Here is a 3,820-nt window from a genome sequence, read left to right on the forward strand (position 1 = left end):
ATCTTTGTCCAGGCGGCGTTGACCACGCCCGGAATGGCGTCCATTTTCCAGCCCAGATCCGGCACCCACCATGAGTGGATGACGTCGCCGCCCGTAATCAGGAAGCGGATCTTCACGCCAACCGGCACCACCAGCGGATGGTCGACGTTGAGCAGGTAGGTATTGACGCCGTTGGTGACCACCTTGTATGGGCTCAGGCCGGAGTCGAGCTGACGGGTTGCATCACTCTTCTTGTCAAGGCGCGACATGAAACCGACCTTGTTGACCTTCTTGCCTTCGTAGTCGAGATAGTCGTAGCGCCATTTCCACTGGTAGCCCGTGACCTTGATGGTCATCTTCGACCCCGCGGTGTCGGTCGTATTGACCAGCACCTTGGATGCTGGCCATGCCAGGCCCACCAGAATCAGCGCGGGAACGATGGTCCAGACCAGCTCCAGCTTGGTGCTGTGTGACCACTTTTCGGCCACCGCGCCCTTCGACTTGCGGAAACGGATCATGGCGATGATCATCGCGCCGAACACCACGATGCCGATGACCACACAGACCAGGAAGGAGGCCATGTTGAGATCCCAGGCTTCGTGCGAGGCCTGGGTCACACCCTTGGTCAGATTGAGCTGCCATGGATGGGGGTTGGCTCCTGCGGCACAACTGAACAACGCGAACAACGCGCCCGCCCACGATGCCGTTCGTCCTCGAATACCACCAAGTTTCATCGTCTTGCACCCTGAAAAGGAAATTTCGGACCATCCCCGCTCGCTCACCCGGACTGCCTGCGGCTGCGTCGGGACCTCGCTGCCGAATGTTCCGTGATGTCATTGTCCAAGCGCCGGCGAGGTGTAATTCGCAAGCAGCCCACGCAATGTCTTCATGACACTGGCACGCTCCTCTTCCCCCAGGAATGCACCAATTTCGACCTCGTCCCCATGCGAGCCCACGATCAGCTTCTTGCGACCCAACTCCTCCCGCATCCGTACGCGAACCCAGTAGGACTGGAATCGCGCATGGCGTCGACCCGGCAAATACTCGATGTCGAGCGAACGCGCGTCGATCCGAATCCGCTCACTCCTGTCGCCGGCATGCCAGGCTCGCGACAGCGCCATCACAAGCCCTGCTGATTCCAGCAGGGCAAATATCGGGGCATAGACATTTCCCCCTTGCGCGCCGAGTGTGGCAATCGCCACCGTTACAGTCACCATCCCAAACGCCCACCCCCGCCAGGCCCGACGGCTCAGTGAGCGGTTGGGTCGGAGCAAGAGGGTCGACGGCCCTGCATCTGCAACGGCGAATTCGAGCGCAATCATGAATCAGTGCGCACCTCCCTTTGGCCAAGCATAGTGTGCCCCCTGCGCATCGACAAGGCTGCGTCATTATGTCGCGATACGACTGGCCTCCTGCACCGGCACTGCTTTGGCTGCATAGCGCGATATCGGCCGATAAATCAGGGTTTTCGAAAGCGCAGGGGTGGGTTGGAAGGGCTTGAAGCGAGGCATACAATTGTATCCTTGGTCTACCAGAAAGGTGTCCGTCCCCCCGTGAATGCCCAGATCCTAAGCCCTGAACTCTCCCCTCCCGATTCGTCTGCCCGCGAGCGGGTCACCGCGAACTGGCTGCGCGACGAAACCGAGATGGTCAACAGCCTGCTCCCGGAGGCCGAACTGCCGGATAGCGAGCGCGAAAAGGTCCTCGCGCGCGCCTCCGCGCTGGTCGAGCGCGTGCGCAAGCACGCTGACGAACAAAGCGCGATTGAGGCGTTCATGCGCCAATACGACCTGTCCAGCGAGGAAGGCGTCTTGCTGATGTGCGTGGCCGAGGCGCTGCTGCGCATTCCAGACACAGACACCATCGACATGCTGATCCGGGACAAGCTTGGCGATGCGGACTGGCAAAAACACCTGGGCGGCAGTCATTCGGTGCTGGTCAACGCGTCCACATGGGGCTTGATGCTGACCGGGCGCATGGTGAACCTGGCTGACGATACCCGCCGTGACGTGCGTTCCGCCATGCGTCGTCTGGCCGGTCGTGCCGGTGAACCGATGATCCGTGCCGCTGTGCATCAGGCGATGCGCATCATGGGGCACCAGTTCGTCATGGGCCGGACCATCGATGCGGCCATGGAACGCTCCGAGAAAAAAAGGAACAGGCGCTACCGTTACTCCTTCGACATGCTCGGCGAGGCGGCCCTGACGCAACCGGATGCGGATCGTTACCAGCAAGCCTACCGCGATGCCATCAAGGCCATCAGCACCGACCCAGATGCAGGGGATGTGATTGAAGCGTCTTCGATCTCGGTCAAGCTGTCGGCCCTGCATCCACGCTATGAGTTCGGCAAGCGCGAGCGCGTGCTCGAGGAACTGACCGAAAAGGTGCTTGAACTGGCGCAAATGGCCAGCGAGCGTGGCATCGCACTGACCATCGACGCCGAGGAGGCCGATCGCCTGGAGCTCTCACTGGATGTTGCCGCCAAGGTCTTCGCGCATCCTTCGCTGGAAGGCTGGAACGGACTGGGCATGGCCGTGCAGGCCTACCAGAAGCGTGCTCCGGCGGTCATCGACTGGATGATCGACATGGCCCGCAAGTACAAGCGCCGCTGGAACGTGCGGCTGGTCAAGGGGGCCTATTGGGATACCGAGATCAAGCGTTCCCAGGAACAGGGTCTGTCCGGCTACCCGGTGTTTACCCGCAAGCCGAACACGGATGTGGCCTACCTGGCCTGTGCGCGCAAGCTGCTGGATGCAGGCTCTGACCTGATCTATCCGCAATTCGCCACTCACAATGCCCACACCATCGCCTGGGTACATCAGGTTGCCGGCAAGCGTAGCTACGAGTTCCAGCGTCTGCACGGCATGGGCGTGGATCTGTATGACGAGGTCATCGGCAAGGACAAGCTTGATGTGCCCTGTCGCGTGTACGCCCCGGTCGGAAGCCACGAGGACCTGCTTCCCTATCTGGTGCGGCGACTGCTGGAAAACGGAGCCAACACCTCATTCGTGAACCGCATCTTCGATGAAGAGGTCAGCGTCGACGAGCTGATCGCGGACCCATGTCAGTCCGTACATGACTTCAAGTCCCTGACGCATCCTCGCATCCCGATGCCGGTCGACATCTTCGCCGAACAAAGGAAAAACTCCATGGGCGTGAACTTCGCCAACGAAAACGAGATCCGGCAACTGGCAAATGAAATCAACCAGCACCAGGGGCCCTGGAAGGCCGCTCCGCTGGTGCCGGGCGCCAAGACGCCGAATGGCACGACTGTCGACGTCACCGACCCCGCTGACCACCGTCGCGTGGTGGGCCAATGGATCGGTGGCGACGAGTCCACCGTCGATACGGCCATCGGCAATGCGGTCAAGGCACAACCGGACTGGGACCGCGTCCCTGCCGAAAAACGTGCACAGATCGCCGAGCAGGCGGCCGAGCTGCTGGAGGCGCATCGTGGCGAACTGGTGGCCATGTGCGTGCGTGAAGCAGGCAAGTCCCTGCCCGACGGCATCGCTGAAGTACGCGAGGCTGCCGATTTCTGCCGCTACTATGCTTCGATGGCACGCAAGCTGTTCGGCGCGCCCCAGGACATGCCCAGCCCCACCGGCGAGACCAACCGCCTGTTTCTCAACGGCCGCGGTGTGTTCGTGTGCATCAGCCCGTGGAACTTCCCGCTGGCGATCTTCGTCGGCGAAGTGATGGCCGCGGTACTTGCCGGCAATGCCGTGATCGCCAAGCCGGCCGAACAGACCTCGCTGATCGGCTACGCTGCGGTCAAGCTGCTGCATGAGGCCGGCTTTCCCGAGCACGTGCTGCAGTTCATCCCCGGCGACGGCGCCAA

3 protein-coding genes are annotated in these 3,820 nt (G+C 61.6%); 1 reads left to right on the forward strand and 2 read right to left on the reverse strand.

The window, feature by feature from the left end; translation table 11 throughout:
* Together PF446_RS02660 and PF446_RS02665 are read right to left on the reverse strand one after the other, a co-directional pair.
* The coding region (locus PF446_RS02660; protein WP_298069432.1) for a cytochrome c oxidase subunit II at nt 1–713 on the reverse strand (713 nt) is incomplete at its 3' end.
* A 99-nt stretch (nt 714–812) separates the two neighbouring features.
* Nucleotides 813–1,301, reverse strand: coding sequence for a DUF2244 domain-containing protein (locus PF446_RS02665; protein ID WP_298069434.1), 489 nt, complete (start codon nt 1,299–1,301; stop codon nt 813–815).
* A gap of 231 nt (nt 1,302–1,532) precedes the next feature.
* Here PF446_RS02665 and putA point away from each other — a divergent pair.
* The coding region (gene putA / locus PF446_RS02670; protein ID WP_298069436.1) for a bifunctional proline dehydrogenase/L-glutamate gamma-semialdehyde dehydrogenase PutA at nt 1,533–3,820 on the forward strand (2,288 nt) is incomplete at its 3' end.

This window comes from Oleiagrimonas sp., assembly GCF_027858935.1.
In the GTDB taxonomy this organism is placed as follows: Bacteria; Pseudomonadota; Gammaproteobacteria; order Xanthomonadales; family Rhodanobacteraceae; genus Oleiagrimonas.